The 19,823-nt window shown below is 67.1% G+C and carries 14 protein-coding genes; 4 read left to right on the top strand and 10 right to left on the bottom strand.

What is annotated here, in order from left to right:
* The first annotated feature begins 2 nt into the window (after positions 1-2).
* From LH19_RS10535 to LH19_RS10520, 4 genes are read left to right on the top strand one after another with little or no spacing between them, the layout of a single operon-like run.
* Positions 3-1,481, top strand: a complete 1,479-nt coding sequence (locus LH19_RS10535; protein ID WP_082396301.1) for an amidohydrolase family protein — start codon at positions 3-5, stop codon at positions 1,479-1,481.
* Entirely contained in the window at positions 1,478-2,530 is a 1,053-nt protein-coding gene (locus tag LH19_RS10530; protein ID WP_054727698.1) for a DUF1611 domain-containing protein, read from the top strand. The genes LH19_RS10535 and LH19_RS10530 overlap by 4 nt, the downstream gene beginning before the upstream one ends.
* The gene (locus LH19_RS10525) at positions 2,527-4,128 is read left to right on the top strand and encodes a serine hydrolase domain-containing protein (RefSeq protein WP_234716136.1); all 1,602 of its coding nucleotides are present in this window, start codon (positions 2,527-2,529) and stop codon (positions 4,126-4,128) included. The genes LH19_RS10530 and LH19_RS10525 overlap by 4 nt, the downstream gene beginning before the upstream one ends.
* Positions 4,125-5,432, top strand: a complete 1,308-nt coding sequence (locus LH19_RS10520; RefSeq protein WP_234716135.1) for an erythromycin esterase family protein — start codon at positions 4,125-4,127, stop codon at positions 5,430-5,432. The genes LH19_RS10525 and LH19_RS10520 overlap by 4 nt, the downstream gene beginning before the upstream one ends.
* An 85-nt stretch (positions 5,433-5,517) precedes the next feature.
* On the opposite strand, the gene cobA is transcribed toward LH19_RS10520, so the two are convergent.
* From cobA to LH19_RS10470, 10 genes are all read right to left on the bottom strand, one after another.
* Complete coding sequence (gene cobA, locus LH19_RS10515; RefSeq protein WP_054727693.1) at positions 5,518-6,303, bottom strand: uroporphyrinogen-III C-methyltransferase; 786 nt, start codon at positions 6,301-6,303, stop codon at positions 5,518-5,520.
* A complete protein-coding gene (locus tag LH19_RS10510; protein ID WP_054727691.1) occupies positions 6,293-8,890 on the bottom strand; it encodes a nitrate reductase in 2,598 nt (865 codons plus the stop codon). Before LH19_RS10510 ends, cobA begins: the two co-directional genes overlap by 11 nt.
* On the bottom strand, positions 8,890-9,231 hold the full coding sequence (nirD, locus tag LH19_RS10505) for a nitrite reductase small subunit NirD (protein ID WP_054727689.1): 342 nt from the start codon (positions 9,229-9,231) through the stop codon (positions 8,890-8,892). The genes LH19_RS10510 and nirD overlap by 1 nt, the downstream gene beginning before the upstream one ends.
* The gene (gene nirB, locus LH19_RS10500; protein WP_054727687.1) at positions 9,228-11,705 is read right to left on the bottom strand and encodes a nitrite reductase large subunit NirB; all 2,478 of its coding nucleotides are present in this window, start codon (positions 11,703-11,705) and stop codon (positions 9,228-9,230) included. The genes nirD and nirB overlap by 4 nt, the downstream gene beginning before the upstream one ends.
* Positions 11,705-12,907: an alginate export family protein gene (locus LH19_RS10495; protein WP_054727685.1), complete on the bottom strand. Its 1,203-nt coding sequence runs from the start codon at positions 12,905-12,907 to the stop codon at positions 11,705-11,707. The genes nirB and LH19_RS10495 overlap by 1 nt, the downstream gene beginning before the upstream one ends.
* Before the next feature lie 2 nt (positions 12,908-12,909).
* Complete coding sequence (locus LH19_RS10490; protein ID WP_054727683.1) at positions 12,910-14,145, bottom strand: nitrate/nitrite transporter; 1,236 nt, start codon at positions 14,143-14,145, stop codon at positions 12,910-12,912.
* Positions 14,146-14,405: 260 nt separating this feature from the next.
* Positions 14,406-15,617: a CmpA/NrtA family ABC transporter substrate-binding protein gene (locus tag LH19_RS10485; protein WP_054727680.1), complete on the bottom strand. Its 1,212-nt coding sequence runs from the start codon at positions 15,615-15,617 to the stop codon at positions 14,406-14,408.
* A complete protein-coding gene (locus tag LH19_RS10480; protein ID WP_054727678.1) occupies positions 15,614-16,195 on the bottom strand; it encodes an ANTAR domain-containing response regulator in 582 nt (193 codons plus the stop codon). Before LH19_RS10480 ends, LH19_RS10485 begins: the two co-directional genes overlap by 4 nt.
* 167 nt (positions 16,196-16,362) lie before the next feature.
* Positions 16,363-18,729 carry a TonB-dependent receptor gene (locus tag LH19_RS10475; protein ID WP_054727676.1) on the bottom strand — a complete coding sequence of 789 codons (2,367 nt, stop codon included), beginning with the start codon at positions 18,727-18,729 and terminating at the stop codon, positions 16,363-16,365.
* 95 nt (positions 18,730-18,824) lie between these two features.
* The gene (locus tag LH19_RS10470; protein ID WP_054727674.1) at positions 18,825-19,820 is read right to left on the bottom strand and encodes a YeiH family protein; all 996 of its coding nucleotides are present in this window, start codon (positions 19,818-19,820) and stop codon (positions 18,825-18,827) included.
* Between the last annotated feature and the right edge of the window lie 3 nt (positions 19,821-19,823).

Here is a 19,823-nt window from a genome sequence, read left to right as displayed (position 1 = left end):
TGATGATGCGCGGGGCGATGCTGCTGGCGGCCGCCGCCCTCTCGGCAACCGGCGCGCGTGCCGAGCCGGTCCACGACATCGTCTTTACCGGCGCGCGCGCGATCGATCCCGAAACCAGGCTTGACGCGATCCGCAACATCGCGATCGACGGCGACCGGATCGTCGCGGTGACGACGGCGAAGCTCGCAGGGCGGCGGGTGATCGATGCGCGCGGTCTGGTTGCGGCGCCGGGCTTCATCGACCTCCATTCGCACGCAACGACGCGCGAGGCGGCCACCTATCAGGTCAGGGACGGGGTGACGACGCGGCTCGAGCTGGAGATCGGGACGTGGCCGGTGGCCGACTGGTATCAGGCGAAGCGTGGTCGCGAACTGCTGAACTATGGCACCAGCGTCGGGCATACCGCCGTCCGCTATTATCTCCAGAAGGGCGAGGGGGAGGCGGGCCTTGCGGCGCTGCGCGATCCGGCCGAAAAGTTCGCCGCGCCCGAGGCTGACGCGCCGCTCGCCGATGCCGCCTATCCGCGCCTTGCGTCGCTGCTCGAACAGGGGCTGCGCGAAGGGGCGATCGGAATCGGCAGCGGCACCCAATATGCCCCCGGCATCACCCGCCGCGAACTGCTCGACGTCACGCGCGTTGCCGGGCGCAGCAAGAGCTGCCTCTTCACCCATATCCGCTTCGGCAGTCTCGTCGAACCCGACAGCACGCTGGAAGCGGTGCAGGAAAATATCGCCAATGCGGCGATCACCGGCGCTTGTGTCCATATCGCACATATCAACAGCATGGCGATGTCGGAGGCGCCGGGGATGGTTGCGCTGATGCGCGACGCGCGCGGGCGCGGCGTCGATATTTCGACCGAAACCTATCCATGGGGTGGATCGGTCGATGCGGTACGCAGCCATTTCTTCGATCCGGGGTGGGAAAAGCGCTGGGGCGTCGGCGTCGGGGATCTGCAGTCGCGCAGCACCGGCAAGCGGCTGACGCAGGCCGACTTCGATGCGCTGCGCGCCGGCAGCGGCGATGACGGCATCATCATGCATATGAACAGCGAGGCGACGATCGCCGCGCTGCTCGCCGACCCGACGGTGATCGTCGCGAGCGACGGCGGCCGGATCGAGGGGCCGAACGGCCACCCGCGCTCGGCAGGAACTTTCGCGCGCGTCCTCGGCCATTATGTGCGCGAGACGAAGGCGCTTGGGCTGAACGAGGCGATCCGCAAGATGACGCTGGCGCCCGCGCAGCGGCTGCAATCCTTCGTACCCGCGATGGCGCGCAAGGGACGGCTCCAGCCCGGTGCCGACGCCGACATCGTGCTGTTCGATCCCGCGACGGTGGGCACCAAGGCGACCTATGGCGACGCCGCGCGCCCGTCGGACGGCTTTCGCTATGTGATGGTCAATGGTGTGTTCGTGGTCGACGGGAGCGAACTGGTCGAGGGTGTCGCGCCCGGGCGGCCGATACAATCGGAGATCGCACGATGAGCGACGTCATCGATATCGCACCGTCGGTCGCGGGCGTCCGGATCGACCTGCCGCAACCCTATCTCCTCTTTCTCGGCGACGCCGACGACACGACCTATTTGAAGACCGGGCAGGGGCTGATCGACTGGGCCCCGGGGCTCTGTGTCGCCGAGTATAAATGCGCCGGCGCCGCTGCCTCGCTCGGATTGCCGGTCATGCGGCCGCGCGAGGCCTATGCGGCAGGCGCGCGGGCGCTGGTGCTCGCCGCGGCTTCGATCGGCGGGGCGATCCGGCCCGGCTGGATTGCCTGTCTGATCGAGGCGCTCGAAGCGGGGCTCGATATCGTCAGCGGCGCGCACGATCGCCTCGCCGACGATCCACGCCTGAAGCGCGTCGCCGAGGCCGAGGGGCGGCGGCTGATCGACGTCCGTTCGCCGCCGCCAGGGCTGCCGATCGCGACCGGCCGCCGCCGCAGCGGCAAGCGGCTGCTGACCGTCGGCACCGACTGCGCGCTCGGCAAGAAATATACCGCGCTGGCACTCACCGGGACGTTCCGCACCCGCGGTCTCGCCGCCGATTTCCGGGCGACGGGCCAGACCGGGATCATGATCGCCGGGTCGGGCATCCCTATCGACGCGGTGGTGAGCGATTTCGTCGCCGGCGCGGCCGAGCTGCTCAGCCCCGACGCCGATCCCGCGCATTGGGACGTGATCGAGGGGCAGGGATCGCTTTTCCACCCCTCCTATGCCGGCGTGTCGCTCGGCCTGCTTCATGGCTCGCAGCCCGATGTGCTTGTGCTATGCCATGCCCATGGGCGCGAGCGGATCGTCGGCCTGACGGGTTACCCGTTGCCGTCGATCGGCCGCGCGATCGAGGTGACGCTCGATCAGGCGCGGCTGACCAACCCGCGCGTGCGCTGTGCGGGGGTCTCGCTCAACACGGCGGGGCTGCGGGCAGAGGAGGCCGAAGCGGCGATGGCGGCACTGTCGAGCGAATGGGGAATGCCCGTTGCCGACCCGATGCGGCCGGGGGCGGCGTTCGACCGGCTGGTGGATGCGTGCCTCGCATGACCCGTCTGTTCCTGTTTCTCGCCGCGATGCTCGGGCTGGCGAGTGCAGCTTTCGGCCAGACCGCGCTTTCGCAGTCGGCCCTCGACGATGTCCGCGCGATGGTCGAGGCGGCGCCGAGCGAATATGGGCTGGTGGTCGCGGTTACCGATCGCGAGCGGATGCGGCTCGTCGCGACCCACGGCTATGCCGATATCGCCCGCAAACAGCCGGTGACGGCGGACACCCGCTTCGCGATCGGTTCGATCTCCAAATCCTTCACCGCGATCGCGCTGATGCAGATGGCCGACGAAGGGCGTTTCGACCCCGACGCGCCGGTCGCGCGCTATCTTCCCGATTTTCGCCCGGCACCGACATTCGCGCCGATCACCGGCCATTCGCTGCTGCGGCATACGTCGGGGCTCCCCAATTATCTCGCGCACGTCGCCTCGATGCGTTTCCTGATCAAGGCACTCGACGGTTTCGAGCCGCGCTATGCCCCGGGCGCGCATTTCTGGTATTCGAACTCGGGATACCAGTTGCTCGGCTATGTCGCCGAGCGGATCGACGGCGAGCCCTTTCCGCTGATCCTGCAGCGGCGCGTGCTGGGCCGGCTCGGGATGGCGGCGACCTCGCCGCAGATCGACGACCGGCTGCGCGGGCGGATCGCGGCTAGCTATGCGCGGGGCCCAGACGGCAAGTTCGCCGAAGCGCCGTGGTTCGACTATCTGTCGGCCGATGGCGCGGTGGTGTCCGATGCGGCCGATATGGGGGCCTATGCGCGGATGCTGCTGGCGCGCGGCGATACGCCCGGCGGACGGCTGATCTCTGCGGCCGCCTTCGATCGCTTCGCGACCGCCGGGCTCGACGATTACGGCTATGGCGTCGACGTGCTGGAGGGCGGACGCGTGCTCGCTCACAGCGGGTCGATTGCGGGTTTCCAAGCTTATCTCTCGGCGCATGTGGCAGATGGTTTCGCGGTCGTTTTTCTCGGCAACGGGCCGATCGACAAAGCATTGCGCGATCGCATCGTCGCGCGGCTGGCGGGTGGCGAACCCCAGACGCCGCAAGCGTCAGCCGCATGGCGGGACGCGAACAGCTTTGCGGGCAGCTTCGCAGGGGCAGGGGGGCGCAAGCTTGCATTCCGGGCCGACGTGTCGGGCGGGCTCGGTCTCGTCGAAGGCGATAGGACCGTACCGCTCGCTCGCCTCGGGAGGGAGGCCTGGGGGCTCTATCAGACCGCGACCGGCCCGCGCGCCTTCCTGTTCTTTCGCGATGCGGCCGGCGCGGTAACCGATATGTCCGACGGCGCCGCGAGCTACGCGAGGCAAGGCACGCCGCCTGTCGAGACGCCCGCCGCCGCGCTACCGCTCGTCGGCCGCTATGCCGCGCATGGCGAGGAGGGGCCGAGCGTCCGCGTCTTCGCGCGCAAGGGCCGGCTGACCTTTGCCTATGCCGACGCAAGCCTTGCAACCGAACTCGTCGAAGAGGCGCCGGGCCGTTTTCGCTTCGCCGAACCGGCGCACGCGCCCGAATGGCTGGCCTTCGACACGATCATCGACGGACAGGCGCAGCGCCTGATCTTCAGCGGCGTGCCGCTGTACCGGATCGATTTACCGTGAGGCTGCTCGCCGCCGCCGGGCTGGGGCTTCTGGCGATGGCGCCGGCGCGGGCGGCGGACGATACCGCCTTCGTCGCATGGGCGCGGGCGAACGCGAGCCCGCTGTCGCTTTGCACCCGCCTCGACGCCGCCGGCAAGGCCATCGGCGATGCGCCGGTCGTCGCGCTGGGCGAACCCGTGCACGGGGGGCACGAACCGCTCGCCTTTCGCAACTGCCTGTTCCGCTATCTGGTTGAGGAGCGCGGTTTCACGGCAATCGCGCTGGAAACGGGGCTCAGCGAATCGCGAGCGCTCGATGATTATGCCGCGGGCAGCGGTGGAAGCGCGCGCGACGTGGCGCGGCAGGGCTTCACCTGGGGTTTCTGGCGCTTCCCCGAGAATATCGAACTGCTCGACTGGATCCGTGCCTATAATGCCGATCCGCGGCATGGCCGGAAGATCCGCATCTATGGCATCGACATGAGCGGCGGCGAGGCGAGCGGCGAGTGGCGCAACGCGCGCCGGACGCTCGACGACAGCATGGCGTTCCTTGCCCGCGCTGCGCCATCGGAATCCATGGGTCTTCGCGCGCGCCTCGCGTCGTTCGCGGGCCGGTTCAACCTGACCGGATACCGGGAACTGCCAGCGGGCGAGCGGGCGCGATTGCGATCGGCGATCGGCGAGCTTGGCGCTTTCTTCGATGCGCACCGCGCCGCGCTGATCGCCGCCGCGTCGCAGGCCGATTATGATTGGGCGCGGCAGAATGCGATCGCGGCCCGGCAGCTCGAAGCGCTGTTTGCGGTATCGGGCAGGCCCGATCCCGGCGGCAATCTGTCGCCCGGCGACTATAAAAGCGACGCCGCGCGCGATGCCGCAATGGCCGCCAATGTTCGCTGGGTTATCGACCGGGAGGGCGCGGGCGGCCGTGTCCTTGTCTTCGCGCACAACGGCCATGTCATGAATGGCCGGACCCGCGGTGGCATCTGGTCGGTCTATACGCGCCCGCCCGCCGCGATGGGGGAGCATCTTCGCGCCGCACTGGGCCGGAAACTGATGATTATCGGGACGAGCGGATCGGTTCGCGGCAGCGCCCCGGAGCGGAAGCCGGCAACGCTGGACGCCGCGCTGGCAAAGGTCGGTGCCGACCATTTCCTGCTGGATTTCCGGCAACCGGACGATCCCGCCGCCCGATCCTGGCTGCGGCGGACGCAGTCGCTGCAGGTCAATTCCAGCACCGAAAACCTGATTGTTCCGGCAAGGGCGTTCGATGCGATGCTCTTCTTCCGGACGATCAGCCCGGTTCGGCGTCTCGACGCCGGGGGCTGACGCCGGTTTCGATCCGGCCGGAGAGAGGGGATGATGGCGGAGCGATCGAAGCGGTTCAGGCACCGGATGGGGGAGGGTTGCGTGCTTACCGATGCATCTGTCTCGCTTGCGCTCGCGAAATCGTGAGCGCGCAGGCGCCTTGTTCGATAGCGTTGCCAACGAGGATCAGCGTCGGCGCGTCCGCTGCGAACGACCTTGTCGCGAGTTCGAGCAGGTCGAGCCGCGTTGCCAGCCGGCGCTCGCCCGGACCACTGACGTCGCAGGCGATCATCACCGGGGTGTCGCCGGCCATTCCGGTGCCCATGAGCCCGCGCATGATCTCGCCGGCGGCATCGCGCCCCATATAGAAGGCGAGGGTCGATCCGCCGTTTGCGAGCGACGGCCAGTCTATATCGAGCGCTGCGCCGCGCTTGCTATGGGCAGTGACGAACCGGACATCGCGGGCGACGCCGCGGAGCGTGAGCGAAATGCCGGCCGATGCTGCTGCCGCGCAGGCGGTGGTGATACCCGGGCAGATGCGGGCCATATGCCCGGCGTTGCGCAAGGCGGAGAGTTCTTCGGTCGAGCGGCCGAAGATCGACGGGTCGCCGCCCTTCAGGCGCACCACGCGCTTGCCGGCGGAAGCGGCGTCGACCAGCATCGCGTCGATCGTGCGTTGATCCTTCGAATGGTGGCCCGATCGTTTGCCGACGCTGAAGGCTTCGGCGCGCGGCGGGATCAGTGCGAGCACGCCGTCGCCGACAAGCGCGTCGTAAAAGACGATGTCGGCGCGCTCGATCAGCCGCACCGCCTTCATCGTCAGAAGATCTGGGTCGCCGGGGCCGGCGCCGACGAGCCAGACGGTACCGGGCTCGAAATCGTCAGGCTGCATTGCTGGTCTCCTCGGTCAGGATGCGCGCGAGTGCGGGGCGGCAGGAGCCGCAGTTGGTTCCGGCGCCGAGCGCGCCGCCGATGGCGGCCACATCGGCGAGTTTCTGATCGCGGATCGTCGCGACGATCGTTTTCAATCCGACGTCGAAGCACACGCAGATGACCGGACCGCGATCGGCGTGGGCTCCCGGGGCACGGCCTGCGAGCAATGTTGGCGCAACCTGCGGTGCGGATAGCTGCGCGATCAGCCAGTCGCGAGGAGGCAGTTCGCCGGTCTCGGTGACGAACAGGGCTCCCGCCAGACGTCCGTTCGCGACGATGGCGATGCGCCTGGTGCCGCGTGCAACATCCTGTGCCTCGATCCGCTCCCCCTTGGGAAGCAGCGCTTCGGTCGACTTGAAGTCGCCATTGCCGGCCAGCTCCCACATGACACCCGACGGAACCGCGACGCGTGTTGCCCACAGGCAGCGCGGCGCGCTGGCGAGTTCGCGCGACAGGAGCAGGAAACCGCGCCATCTTGGGGTGACAGCGGCGATCGAGGCGGGGGTGCGCTTGAACCCCGGCTGACCCGACACGGGATCGACGAGCGGGCGGGGGAGAAGGCCGGTGCGTCCGCCGTTCGCGGTGCGGTCGGTCCAATGGATCGGCACGAAGAGTTCACCGGGACGCTGGCCGCTATGGAAGGCGACGCGGTAGAGGCTTTCGCCCTGCGGCGTGCTGACGCGCGCGAGGCCGCCGTCGGCGAGGCCGAGGCGCGCGCCGTCGTCGGGGTGGATCTCGACGAGCGGCTCCTCGCGGTGGCGCGCGAGCTTCGGCGCGAGGCCGGTGCGCGTCATCGTGTGCCATTGGTCGCGATAGCGGCCGGTATTCAGCGTCAGCGGCCATTTGGCGAGCGGTTCTGGCAGCGCCTTCTGCGCGACGGGGACAAGGCGCGCGCGGCCATCTTCGGTCGAGAAGCGGCCGTCGGCGAAGGGGTGGTCGCCGCCCCAGCGAAACGGCGCCATCGCGTCATAGGCGGCATTGCCGCCCTGCGCGGCGCCGGACAGGGCGAACAGCCGCGCGCCGTCATTATCATAGGTCGAGAGGCGGCAATGCTCACGCCAGATGTCGGCGGGGCGGTCGTAGGTGAAGGCGGTCTTCCAGCCCATCCGCCGCGCGACTTCCTTGACGATCCACCAGTCGGGTTTCGCTTCGCCGGGGAGGAGGAAGAGGGCGCGCTGGCGGCTGATCGTGCGGTCGCTGTTGGTGACGGTGCCGTCCTTTTCGCCCCATGCCGCGGCGGGCAGGCGGACATGCGCGAAGGCGCCGGTGTCGGTCTTTTCGATCACGTCGCTGACGACGACGAAGGGACAGGCGGCGAGCGCCTCGCGCACCCGGTTGGCGTCGGGCATCGACACGGCGGGGTTGGTCGCCATCACCCACACGGCCTTGATGCGGCCCTCGCCGATCGCGCGAAACAGGTCGACTGCCTTCAAACCCGGCTTTTCGGCGATCGTTGGGGCCGCCCAGAAACGCTGGACGCGGGCGCGGTTTTCGGGGGCGAAATCTATATGGGCGGCGAGGGTTGAGGCGAGCCCGCCGACCTCGCGCCCGCCCATCGCATTGGGCTGACCGGTGATCGAGAAGGGCGCGGCGCCAGGCTTGCCGATCCGCCCCGTCGCAAGATGGAGGTTGGTAATCGCATTGACCTGGTCGGTGCCCGCGGTCGACTGATTGATCCCTTGGCTGAAGAGGGTGACAGTGCGCGGGTTCGCGGCGAACAGTTCGTAGAAATGCCTGAGGTCGGCGGCTGGGACATCGCAAATGCGCGCCACCGACCACAGGTCATTCCCCTCGCCAAGCTGGTCCCAGAATCCGGCAGGAACCGCGACATGCGCGGCGAGATAGTCTTCGTCGACGACGCCCGCCTCGCGGCAATGGTGGAGCAGTCCGTTCATCAGCACGACGTCGCTGCCCGGGCGGATCGGAAGGTGGAGGTCGGCTTCCTCGGCGGTCTCGGTGCGGCGCGGATCGATGACGACGAGCTTCGCGCCGGCCTCGCAGCGCGCACGGATGCGCTGATAGACGATCGGGTGGCACCAGGCGGTGTTCGATCCCACCAGCACGAACAGATCGGCGGCGTCGAGATCGTCATAGGTCGCGGGAACAACATCTTCGCCAAACGCGCGCATATGGCCCGCGACCGCGCTCGACATGCAGAGCCGCGAATTGGTGTCGATGTTCGCGGTGCCTATGAAACCTTTCATCAGCTTGTTCGCGACGTAATAATCTTCGGTGAGAAGCTGCCCCGAAACATAGAAGGCGACGCTGCCGGGGCCATGCCGCGCGATGGTTTCCTTGAACCGCTTGGCGACGAGATCGAGCGCCTTGTCCCAGCTTGCGCGCTTGTTGCCGATCATGGGCGCAAGCAGTCGCCCTTCCAACCCCACGGTCTCGCCGAGATGCGTGCCCTTCGAGCAGAGGCGGCCGCGGTTGGCGGGATGATCGGGATCGCCAGCGATCTCGACGCTGCGTGCTCCGGTCACCGTCGCGCGGATACCGCAGCCGACGCCGCAGTAGGCGCAGGTCGTGCGGACCGCCTCGACCATCAGGCTGCGGCCTTCAGCGTGCTCGCGCGGCAGATGAGGACGCGGCCGCCATCGATCTTTACCGGCACGGTCGGGGTGCAGCCCTTGTCCTCGCCCAGCGCCTCGCCGGTCGACAGGCTGATCCGCCAGTTGTGTAGCGGGCAGGCGACCGCGCCGCCGTGAACGATGCCCTGCGACAGGCGCCCATGTTTGTGCGGGCAGCGGTCGAGCAGCGCGAAGACCTTGCCCTCGGCCGTGCGGAAGAGTGCGATGTCGTCGCGGCCCTCGACCTGCACCGTACGGCTGCCGCGAACCGGGATCTGGTCGACCCAGCCGATATCGAGCCATGCAGCGGTGGTCATGCTGGTTCCTCCTGCGGGGTGAAGCGCGCCATCGGCGCATGATGCTCGGCCTCGGCACCCTCGGCGCGCTGCGCCCAAGGGTCGTCCTGCGAAAAGCTTTGCGAATAGAGGAAGCGCGCGCGCAGCGCTTCGCGGCCGGGCGCGTCGTCGACGATGCGCGCGACGATATGCGCCAGCCCGACGCGCTCGATCCATGGCGCGGTGCGTTCGAGGTAGCGCGCTTCCTCGCGGTAGAGCTGGATGAAGGCGGCGCAATAATCCATTGCCTCCTGCTCGGTCGCGACCTTGCAGAGCAGGTCGGTGGCGCGGACGTGGATGCCGCCGTTGCCGCCGACATGGAGTTCGTAGCCGCTGTCGACGCACACGACGCCAAAGTCCTTGATCGTCGCTTCAGCGCAGTTGCGCGGGCAACCCGACACCGCGATCTTGAACTTGTGCGGCATCCAGCTGCCCCAGCTCATCCGTTCGAGCTTGACGCCGAGCCCGGTCGAATCCTGCGTGCCGAAGCGGCACCATTCGGACCCGACGCAGGTCTTCACGGTGCGCAGCGCCTTGCCATAGGCGTGGCCCGAGACCATTCCGGCGGCGCCCAAATCGGCCCAGACCGCGGGCAAATCCTCCTTTTTGATCCCGAAGATGTCGAGCCGCTGGCCGCCGGTGACCTTGACCATCGGCGCGTTGTACTTCTCGACGACGTCGGCGATCGCGCGCAGCTCGGTCGGGTTGGTGAGCCCGCCCCACATGCGCGGGACGACCGAGTAAGTGCCGTCCTTCTGGATGTTGGCGTGGAGGCGTTCGTTGACGAAGCGGCTCTGCTGGTCGTCGACATACTCACCCGGCAGCGCGCAGAGCAGATAATAATTGAGCGCCGGGCGGCACGACGAGCAGCCGTCGGGGGTGGTCCAGTGGAGCTTCTGCATCACCTCGGGGATCGAGCGCATCGCCTGCGCGACGATCTCGCGGCGGACGTCGTCATGACCGAAGCTGGTGCATTTGCACATCGTCTTGGGGCCCGACCGGACATCGTCGCCGAGCGTCAGCGCGAGCAGATTTTCGACGAGGCCGGTGCAGCTGCCGCAGCTCGCCGAGGCCTTGCAGGTCCCGCGCACCGCGTCGAGGCTGTGCGCGCCCTTGGCGATGCACGAGACGACCTGGCCCTTGGTGACGCCGTTGCAGCCGCAAATCTCGGCATCGTCCGAGAGCGCCGCAACGGCTGCCTTAGGGTCCGCCGCGCCGCCTCCCGCGGCGAAGGCCTGACCGAAGATCAAGAGGTCGCGGAGGTCGGAGACATCCTCTTGGCGTTTGAGCAGGTCGAAATACCAATTGCCGTCGGCAGTGTCGCCATAGAGCACCGCGCCGACGATGCGGTCGTCCTTGACGATCACGCGCTTGTAGACGCCGCGGCTCGCATCGCGGAGCACGATGTCCTCGCAGCCGTCGCCGCCCGAGAAATCGCCCGCCGAAAACACGTCGATGCCCGAGACCTTGAGCTTGGTCGAGGTCACCGAGCCGCGATAACCGCTCGGCTGTTCGACCAGCCCATCGGCGAGACTGCGGCACATGTCCCACAGCGGCGCGACGAGGCCGTAGACCTGTCCGTCATGTTCGACGCATTCGCCGACCGCGAGCACCGCGGGATCGCTGGTGACCATATGGTCGTCGACCTGGATGCCGCGCCCGACCGCAAGGCCCGCGTCGCGGGCGAGGGCGACCGAGGGGCGGATACCCACCGCCATGACGACGAGGCTGGCGGGGATCAGCGTGCCGTCCTTAAGCTTGACGCCCTCGACCTCGCCGGTGCCGATGATTTCGGCGGTGTCGGCGCCGGTCAGGATGGTCTGGCCGCGCGCTTCGAGGGCGTTTTTGAGCAGCCAGCCGGCGGCTTCGTCGAGCTGGCGTTCCATCAAGGTCGGCATCAGGTGGATGACGGTGACCTTCATGCCGCGCAGGCTGAGGCCGTGCGCGGCCTCCAGCCCGAGCAGGCCGCCCCCGATCACCACCGCATCGCCGCCCGCATCGGCGGCGGCAAGCATCGTGTCGACGTCGTCCATATCGCGAAAGGCGATCACGCCCGGCAGGTCCTTGCCCGGCACCGGAATGATGAAGGGATCGGAGCCCGTGGCGATCAGCAGGCGATCATAGCTTTCGACGAGCCCGCTGCGCGTCGTCACCGTTTTCGCCGTGCGGTCGATCGCCGCCACCGGATCGCCGGCGACCAGCGCGATGCCGTTGTCGGCGTACCAGCCCGCATCGTTGATCACGATATCGTCGAAGCATTTCTCGCCCGCGAGCACGGGGGAGAGCATGATGCGGTTGTAATTGACCCGCGGCTCGGCGCCGAAGATCGTGACGCGGTAGCGGGCGGGATCGCGCGCGAGCAATTCCTCGACTGCGCGGCAACCGGCCATGCCGTTGCCGATGACGACCAGATGCTCGCGCGTGTCGGTGTCGGGTTTGAGGGGGCGGTGTTCCATCAGAGCGTCCAGTCCAGTTGCAGCCAGAATTTGTCGGTGTCGGTGGCGAAAGTGTCCGCGTCGTAATGCGCGTAGCGCGCCGATGCGGTGACCTTGCCGAGCTTGGCGCTGGCTAGCAGGTCGATCTCGTCGCCGTAGGCGCGGCTCGCGCGGTCGCTGCGATAGTTGTGGTACACTGCCTGCAGTGTGACAGCGTTGAGAGGGCCGACCGCCTTCCAGCCCCAGCCGGCGCTCGCATAGAGGTCGCGCATGCCGTCGGGCGGGGTGGTCAGGAACTTGTCCGCCCAGCCCTGGAATTTGAACCCGGTGGCGAGCGGAGTCTGGAAGCTGGTGAGCGCGCCTCCGTTGTCGGCGCCGAGTATCTCGTACCCGGCGCCGACCCGGGGGCCGCCAAAGTCAACTGCGACATCGGCGAGCGAATAGTCGGCGGCATAGTCATTGGGGTTGCGGTGCCAGTCCGATTGGCGCGCATAGCTCAGTTGCCAGGTGATCTTGGCTTTGCCGACCGGTCGGGTTCCCTCGAGCCGCACGCCATAGCTCTGGCTCGACATGCGGAAGCCCTGCACGGCGGCCTCGTCCTGATCGACGAGATAGGCGAAGGCGGCGACCTTGCCGACGGGCGTCGCCACGCCGAGATTGGCGAAGACATTGTCCCCCGAAACGGCATGCGGCCGTGCGCCCACGCCGTCGATACCCCAGATGGTGCGGACGCTCCACGCATAGGCGATATCGGCCTTGACGCCCTTCGCCGGGGTGATCTCGGCGCGGACGGCGTCGAAGCTCTGGCCGTTCTGGCGAAAGCCGACACTGCCGACGAAACGCTCGTCGTCATAGGCGAGGCGCTGGCGGCCCGCGGTCACCGCGAAAGCGGGCGATGCGTAGCGGAGCTGGGCGCGGGCGAGGGCGATGTTGTCGGGATCGGCGACCAGCGGGCGAGTTGCGGCGCCGCCGAGCCCGTCGAAATAATCGTCGGCGATGGCAAGACTACCCTGCCCTTCGACGAGCGCCGACCAGCGCCCGGCCTTGGTCTCGACCCCGGCGCGAACGCGCAGGGTCAGGGCGTCGGCGTCCAAGGGAAGGCCGTCCTGCTCGACCGTTTCGTAACGCAGCCGGGCTTCGCCGAGCGGCTTGAGGGTGACGTCCTGGGCGTGCGCCGCCCCGGCCGGCGCAAGCGCCAGCAAGATCATAAGGGTGCGGGTCATGGTTAGATCCGCACGCCTTCGGCTGCGCCCCAAGTCGCGCGCCACTGGCCTTTCACGAAGAGCAGTCCGACCAGCGCAACGACCGCGAGACCCGCGAAAATGTAAAAACCGGGGCCGAAGCTGCCGCTCCACTGCTTGGCGAAGCCGAGCGAGGAGGCGAGGTAGAAGCCGCCGACGCCGCCCGCCATACCGACGAGCCCGGTCATCACGCCGATCTCGGCCGAAAAGCGCTGCGGCACGAGCTGGAACACCGAACCGTTACCGGTGCCGAGCGCGAGCATCGCGATCACGAACAGGCCGAGTGCGGCAGGCAGGTTTGCCGCCTGCGGCACTCCGGCGAGCGCCAGCGCGGCGACGACGAACACCATCATCAGCGCCTTCACGCCGCCGATGCGGTCGGCGAGCGCGCCGCCCATCGGCCGCACCAGCGACCCCGCGAACACGCACGCTGCGGTGCAATAGCCTGCCATCACCGGGGTCAGGTGGAACTGATCGGTGAAATAGATCGGCAGCGAGGCGGCGAGCCCGACGAAGCCGCCGAAGGTCACCGCGTAGAAGGCCATCAGCCACCACGCGTCGGCGGTCTTGAGCGGCTCGAAATAGTCGATCAGCTTTTTCGGCGCGGGCGCATTGGGTGCGTCTTTCGCCATCGCGAGATAGACGAAGAAGACGATCGTCAGCGGGATGCACGCGAGGCCGAGCACGGCGTTCCACCCGAACAGCTTGGCGAGGCCGGGGGCGAAGAGCGCGGCGAGTACGGTGCCCGAATTGCCCATGCCGGCAAGCCCCATTGCCTTGCCCTGATGCTCGGGCGGATACCAGCGGCTCGCGAGCGGCAGCGCGATCGCGAAGCTCGCGCCCGCGAAGCCGAGGATCACGCCGAGCGCGAGCGTTCCCGCGAAACTGTGCACCCCCACGAGCCACGCCGTGAACAGTCCGGCGATGACGACAAGCTGGCTGATCGCGCCTGACCGCTTTGGTCCGATACGATCGACAAGCAGGCCGTTCACGACGCGTAGCACCGCGCCCGCTAGCGTCGGCACTGCGACCATCAACCCCTTCTGCGCCGGGGTCAGGCCCAGGTCTTCCGAAATCGCGGGCGCCAGCGGCCCGAGGATCACCCACACCATGAAGGCGAGGTCGAAATAGAGAAAGGCCGCCACCAGCGTCGGCCAATGCCCGCTGTTCCAGAAACCCGATCCGGGCGCCGTGCCGGCTGCTCCGCTTGCTGTCGTCATCGTCCGTCCCCTTGTGCGACGGGCAATAAAAAAGCCGCCAGGACGGCGGCCATGCGGGCGCATCCTGACGGCTTCATTGCCATGTCGGAATGTGGGAAAAGGCTTCCCACCCGCCTCGCGGACCGGCCCCCTCGTTGGAGCCGTCGCCGCTTTATCCTGCCCCGGCAGTCATGCCGAGTGGTCTTAACCTGCCTGATTCGCCCCTTCGCCGCAAGGCGTTATTTCGCAGGTGCAGCATAAATTTGGCGCGGAACGGAAAATCATTCGATTCCAGCCAGATAGCCTTGAATGTCGTCGGGATCGAAAGCGCGGCCGTCGAAAAAACGGTCGCTACCGAGCGTCAGGCGGCCCTGTGTCGAACCCGCGCCGATCGGCTCGTCGAGGCCGCCTTCGAGCTTCGACGAGGCGCCGGGCAGGGGGGCGCCGGAGCCGGCAAGCGCGGCGCGGTAGACATCCGGACGGAAGACATTGCTGGCCGCGGCGGCTGCGTCGTCGTCGAACGCCATATAGTCCCAGCGGACCATCTGCGAGTAGAGCCACGCGGCCTGGCTGCGCCACGGAAAATTCGCGGCCTCGCGATACTGGAACATGAAGTCGGGGTAGTGGATCGGCTCGCCGCCGGGAACAAGCCGGATGCGGTCGGTGATCGCGCGCAACACCGCATCGCGCGGCGCATCGAGATACTCGGGCCGCGCCAGTATGTCGGCGCTTTCCTCGGCCACGCCGGGTTCGACAAAATGTGCGGCGGCGGAATGCAGGGAGCGCACCAACGCTTCGACCTCGCCACGGCGCTCTTCGAGTGCGGTCGCCCGCATCGTGAGCACTTTCTCGACGCCGCGGCGCCAGATTTGGGCGGTCGCAAGTGCGATGTGGCCGACGCCGCTATCCACTGCAATCGAGTTCCACGGCTCGCCGACGCAGATGCCGTCGACCTCGCCTGCGGCGAGCGCATCGGCGGCGAAGGGGGGACTGGTGACGACGATTTCGATATCCTGATCGGGGCGAATGCCGACGCCCGCCAACCAATAGCGCAGCATGTAATTGTGACTGGAGTAACGATGGACGACACCGAAACGCAGCCGCTTGCCCACGGCCAGCCGGGCGTCGGCGATGAGCTTCAGTGCAGTGCCGATCTTGACGGGATCGCCCAGCCCGTCGGCAAGACCAGTCTCCGCCGCAAGTTTCGCTGAGAAGGTGACGGCATTGCCGTTAAGCCCGAGCACAAAGGGAACCGCCAGCGGAACGGCCGGCCGGTCGCGTCCGAGCGTGGTCGCGATGGTCAGCGGCGCGATCATGTGCGCGGCATCGGTGTGGCCATAGAGCAGCCGGTCGCGGACCGTCGCCCAGGTCATGTCACGGACGAGTTCGAGTTTGATGCCCTCTGCTTTGGCGAAACCCAGTTCGTGCGCGAGGATGGGCAGCGCCGCGTCGACGAGCGGCAGGAAACCGATGCGGAAGCTCTCGGCGGTCATTCCATGTCTCCCATCAGCGCTTCGCTGGTCACGATCGCCTCGGCAATTTCCGAAATCCGGCGGTTGGTGCGCATCGCCTGCCCGCGGAGCAGGGCATAAGCCTCGGGTTCGTCGATCTGGCGGCGTTTCATCAGGATCGCCTTCGCCTTGTCGATGACCGCGCGTTCGGCGAGCGCGGTCTTGGCGTCGTCGAGTTCGCGCTGGAGGCGTGAGAAGGCCTGGAAGCGGCGGACCGCGAGTTCGATCACCGGTTTGATCCGCTGCTTTGACAGGCCGTCGACAACGTACGCCGATACGCCGGCGTCGATCGCTGCGCCGGTGGCCTCGGCATCGCTCTGGTCGACGAACATCGCGATCGGCCGCGCGAGCGCGCGCGACATGGCAAAGAAATCCTCGAGCAGGTCGCGGCTCGGGTTTTCGAGGTTGATCAGCACGACGTCGGGCGTCGCTGCTTCAATTTGCGCAACAAGGGGTCTGGTTGTGTCGACCAGTACGAGATCGTCGAGTCCCGCTTCGCGCAAACCGTCGGATATGACGGCCGCTCGTCCTGCGCTGGTATCGATAATCGCGATCCTCATGACCGCGCCTTTACGTTGCAGCGCACAAATCTGCCAGAGGCTTTGTCGTTGGCGACATAATCTGCGCTTCGACTGTCCGCTTGACGAAACAGGCTAACAAAAGCGAACAGCCTCTAACCGGCCAGACGGCGACGGGCTTCGGAAGAAGCCGCGTCGCCATGATATGATCAGAACCGGATTGTTCCGCTGATTCCGTAGGTCCTCGGCTCGTTGGCCTGAATACGGTTCGCCGTGCTCCCCGGGAAGGCGCCGTTGTTCAGGCCGAGCGCGGCACCAAGCGGCTGATAGACAGCCAGCGGGCGATAGTGGGTGTTGGTGAGGTTGCGCGCGAAGATCGCGAGCGACCAGCGGTCGTCGCGGCCGCTCAGCGCGAGGCGGGCGCCGAGAACGGCATAGCCGTCGGCAATCGACTGCGGATTGGCGTCGTTGACCGTGCCGACATATTGGTCGGACACGAAGGCGACATTCGCGTTGGCGGCCCAAGAGAGGCCGCTCGATCCGATATCGCCGTTCCAGTCGGCCGCGAGGCTGCCCGACCAGGCGGGCGAGAAGCTGTTGGGCTTGCCGGTCAGATCCTGCGTGCCGCCGATGCCGGGCAGGCCCGAGGCGTTGGCAAAATCGGTGAATTTGGAGTCGAGATAGGCGAGCGAGCCCGAGACCGAGAAGCGATCGCTCGGCGCGAGGACGAGATCGAGCTCGAAACCCTGCTGGCGGAGGTTGCCGGCGTTGCGGACGACGAAGCTGACCCCGTCGAAGGCGCGATCCTGGAAGCCGGCAATGTCCATGCGATAGAGGGTGAGGTTGGCGGTCAGGGCGCGGTCGAGCCAGCTCGATTTGACGCCGAAATCGTAATTCTTCACCGTTTCGCGGTCGAACACGCGCCGCGTCGAGATCAGATTGCCCTGCGGGTCGAAGGTCGAGAGCGACGGCACGCCGCCGCCCGAATTATAGCCGCCCGACTTGTAGCCGGTCGAATGGGTGGCGAAGAGCATCACGTCATCGGCTGGCTTGTAGTTGAGGCTGACGCGATAGGTGAAGCGGCTTTCCGAAAGACCCGGATAGGTCAGCATCTCGGGCGCACGGATCGTCTGGGTGAAGGGGCTCGAAACCTGCGAATAACTGCCGCGCTTGCGGTCATTGGTCCAGCGGCCGCCGAGCGTCAGCGTCAGCGCGTCGGAGATATAGACATTGCCCTGTGCATAGGCGGCGATGCTGCGAACCTTCTGATACACGTCCTGATCGGTCGCGGCGATGCCGCCGGTGCTCGCATAATAGGCGGCGCAGGCGGCCCGGCCCGGCCCTGCGGGGACGAGGACATTGCAATATTGCGTGTCCATATTGAGCTGTTCGCCGAGGGCGAATTTCTCTTCGAAATAGTAAACGCCCGCGACCATATCGAAATGGCCGCCGAGCCATTCGCGTTCGGGCGAGATGAACTGCAGCTCGTGGTTCTGGCTGCCTGAATCGAACAGGCTACGCCGCGTCGCGAGCGGGACGGGCAGGAAGACGATGTCGCCGTCGAGCTGGTCGTTGGTCCATTTGCGATAGCTGTTGATCAGCCGCAGCGTCGATCCGCCGGCGATGTCGAGCGAGGCGGTGCTCGACACGCCCCAATTCTTGTCGACCAGCCCCGAAGCGACCGACTGGTTCATCACCCGGTCGTTCAAATTGGTGTCGGGGCCACCGCTGAAGGCGGCCTGCAGGAAGGCGAGGCGCGCGGGCGTCACCGAAGCCGGGTCGAAGTCGAAATTGACGACGCCGTCGCCGTCTAGGCGCGTGAAGTCGCCGCGGACGATCCATTCGACATTGCCGAACTCGGCCTTTACCGTCCCGCGCACTGCGACGTCGTCCGATCCGCCATAGGTCTTGCCGTCGAAGACGTTCTTCCACGGCCCCTCATACCATTGGCCCATCGCCGCAACACGCGCCGAGACATTCTCGCCGAGCGGGACGTTGATATGGCCCGACAGCTTGTAACGGTCGAACGAGCCGGCTTCGGCCGACACTTCGCCCGAAAATTCGTTGCGCGGCAGCGCGCTGCGGATCGACAGCGCGCCGACGCTGGCGTTGCGACCGAACAGCGTTCCCTGCGGCCCGCGCAGCACCTCGACCCCATCGATGTCGAGGAAGGCGCCGAGGATCGCGCCCGAACGCGGCACATAGACTCCGTCCATGAACACCGCGACGCTGGGTTCGATCAGCGTGTTGGCGAGGCTGCCGACGCCGCGAATACCGATGCGCGTCGAACCGGTGTTCGACGAACGCACCGTCTGGAAATTGGTCGCGACCCGGCCGAGGTCCATGACGGTCAGGATATTCGCGGTTTCCATCGTCTCGCCGCTGACCGCAGCGATCGAGATGGGCACGTCCTGGATATTCTCGGCACGCTTCTGTGCCGTGACGACAATGACGTTCCCCAAATCCTCGGTAGCGGTATCGTCGACGGTAGCTTCCTGCGCCGCGACGGGTGATGCCGCGAGCGCGGTGGCAAGGGCAAAGGGCGTCGCCCAGAGGTACGGACGGATGTTGGTCATTTCGGCTTCCTCCCAATTGTATTTTGAGGAGGTGCTAAAGGCGCTCAGCGCCCGATATTTCACATTTCACGACAGGTTTTTTGCAATGCGCGCCATCATTCAGCGAATGTGAGCCAGCCGAGCACCATCGCGGCGAGCAGGATGGTTTCGCCGATCATCAGCGCGACCGGCTTCCAGCCGACCTGCACCAGATCGCCGAGCCGTGTCTTCATTCCAATCGCTGCGATCGCGGTGACGAGGCACCAGCGCGATAGGGTGTTTCCTGCATCGGTGAGCGCTGTTGGCAAGGTCACGAGGCTGTTCAGCGCGACCAGTGCGACGAAGGCGACGACGAACCAAGGCAATAACGGCGGGCGCTCGCCGCCCGCAGCGCCGGCTGCACGCCGACTGATCTGCCCGGCGACGAGGATGACGGGTAGCAGCATCGCAACGCGCAGCAACTTGACGATCGTCGCAGTGTCGCCAGCGTCGGGCGAGATGGCGTAGCCGGCGCCGACGACCTGCGCGACGTCGTGGATCGTCGCACCGATGAAGACGCCGGCGGTGTGATCGTCAAGGCCGAGCGCGCGCGTAATCAGCGGATAGATCACCATGGCCGTCGTCGACAACGCCGACACGCCGATGACGGTGAACAGGGTCGCCTGCTCCTTCCGATCGTTCGGGGGGAGCGCCGCCGACAGCGCCATCGCGGCAGAGGCGCCGCAGATTGCGGTCGCGCCGCCCGACAGGAAGCCGAACAACGGGTTGAACCCCATTGCCCGCGCTGCGAATGTCGAGAGCAGGATCGTCGCCGCGACGAGCGTCACGACCATGACCACCGGCCCCCAACCGAGCGCCGATACCTGATCCCATCCGATCCGGAAGCCGAGCAGCGCGACGCCGATCCGCATCAGCCCCTTGGCGGCGAAATCGATCCCCGCCTTGCCGCGCGGCGCTTCGGTGACGAAGTTGAGCGCCATGCCGAGCAGCAGCGCATAGAGCATGACCGGCGCGTCATAATGTTCGGAGAGGAAGGTCGCGGTCGCGGCGACGACGAGCGCGACGGCAAGGCCCGGCGCCGGTGTGGCGACGCGCGTAGCAAGTGAAGGCATGTG

This window comes from Sphingopyxis macrogoltabida (genome assembly GCF_001314325.1).
GTDB lineage: Bacteria > Pseudomonadota > Alphaproteobacteria > Sphingomonadales > Sphingomonadaceae > Sphingopyxis > Sphingopyxis macrogoltabida.
This window is presented reverse-complemented; position numbering and strand designations above follow the sequence as displayed.